This window comes from Massilia sp. DJPM01 (genome assembly GCF_030348125.1).
Taxonomy (GTDB): domain Bacteria; phylum Pseudomonadota; class Gammaproteobacteria; order Burkholderiales; family Burkholderiaceae_D; genus Telluria_A; species Telluria_A frigida.
The window spans coordinates 1-1,904 of sequence record NZ_JAQOZV010000153.1 but is presented as its reverse complement, the minus strand read 5'-3'; the positions used below and the strand labels follow the sequence as shown (position 1 = coordinate 1,904).

General features: G+C 51.2%; 1 rRNA gene. It reads left to right on the top strand.

Annotated features, from left to right (window positions below):
* Nucleotides 1–1,706, top strand: a 23S ribosomal RNA gene (locus PO883_RS34275); the annotation flags it as partial.
* Between the last annotated feature and the right edge of the window lie 198 nt (nucleotides 1,707–1,904).

The following is a 1,904-nucleotide window of genomic DNA, read 5'->3' as shown; positions in this document are numbered from 1 at the left end:
ATATGGTAGGAGAGCGTTCTGTAAGCCTGCGAAGGTGTCTTGTAAAGGATGCTGGAGGTATCAGAAGTGCGAATGCTGACATGAGTAGCGATAATGGGAGTGAAAAGCTCCCACGCCGTAAGCCCAAGGTTTCCTGTTCAACGTTCATCGGAGCAGGGTGAGTCGGCCCCTAAGGCGAGGCAGAGATGCGTAGCTGATGGGAAGCAGGTTAATATTCCTGCACCGTCGTATGATGCGATGGGGGGACGGATCGCGGAAGGTTGTCCAACGGTTGGAAGTGTTGGTTTTTGACTCATAGAAGGCGCTTAGGCAAATCCGGGCGCGCAATTCAAGGGGTCGAGACGAGAGACTTAGGTCTTGAAGCAATCGGAAGTGGTTCCAAGAAAAGCCTCTAAGCTTCAGTCATACGAGACCGTACCGCAAACCGACACAGGTGGGCGAGATGAGTATTCTAAGGCGCTTGAGAGAACTCGGGAGAAGGAACTCGGCAAATTGGTACCGTAACTTCGGGAAAAGGTACGCCCCGGTAGCTTGACTGGTTTACTCCAGAAGGGTGAAAGGGTTGCAATAAACTGGTGGCTGCGACTGTTTAATAAAAACACAGCACTCTGCAAACACGAAAGTGGACGTATAGGGTGTGACGCCTGCCCGGTGCTGGAAGATTAAATGATGGGGTGCAAGCTCTTGATTGAAGTCCCAGTAAACGGCGGCCGTAACTATAACGGTCCTAAGGTAGCGAAATTCCTTGTCGGGTAAGTTCCGACCTGCACGAATGGCGTAACGATGGCCACACTGTCTCCTCCCGAGACTCAGCGAAGTTGAAATGTTTGTGATGATGCAATCTACCCGCGGCTAGACGGAAAGACCCCATGAACCTTTACTGTAGCTTTGCATTGGACTTTGAACCAATCTGTGTAGGATAGGTGGGAGGCTTTGAAGCGGGGACGCCAGTCTTCGTGGAGCCATCCTTGAAATACCACCCTGGTTTGTTTGAGGTTCTAACCTTGGTCCGTTATCCGGATCGGGGACAGTGCATGGTAGGCAGTTTGACTGGGGCGGTCTCCTCCTAAAGTGTAACGGAGGAGTTCGAAGGTACGCTAGATACGGTCGGACATCGTGTTGATAGTGCAATGGCATAAGCGTGCTTAACTGCGAGACTGACAAGTCGAGCAGGTACGAAAGTAGGACATAGTGATCCGGTGGTTCTGTATGGAAGGGCCATCGCTCAACGGATAAAAGGTACTCTGGGGATAACAGGCTGATTCCTCCCAAGAGTTCATATCGACGGGGGAGTTTGGCACCTCGATGTCGGCTCATCACATCCTGGGGCTGTAGCCGGTCCCAAGGGTATGGCTGTTCGCCATTTAAAGTGGTACGTGAGCTGGGTTTAAAACGTCGTGAGACAGTTTGGTCCCTATCTGCCGTGGGCGTTGGAAATTTGAAGGGGGCTGCTCCTAGTACGAGAGGACCGGAGTGGACAGACCTCTGGTGTACCGGTTGTCACGCCAGTGGCATTGCCGGGTAGCTAAGTCTGGAAGAGATAACCGCTGAAAGCATCTAAGCGGGAAACTTGCCTTGAGATGAGATTTCCCAGAGCCTTGAGCTCTTTAAAGGGTCGTTCGAGACCAGGACGTTGATAGGTCAGGTGTGGAAGTGCAGTAATGCATTAAGCTAACTGATACTAATTGCCCGTACGGCTTGTCCCTATAACCTTAGCAGGTGCAGAGATAAGAAATGCGCGTTGTGTTTTGTGCGATACGCACGATCACTACCCAAGTAATACATATAAAACGATACTTCTTCCAGATTCAAGCTAGTGCTGCCCAACAGGGAGCACCAAGCTGACCAAGTTATGCCTGATGACCATAGTAAATCGGTACCACCCCTTCCCATCCCGAACAGGA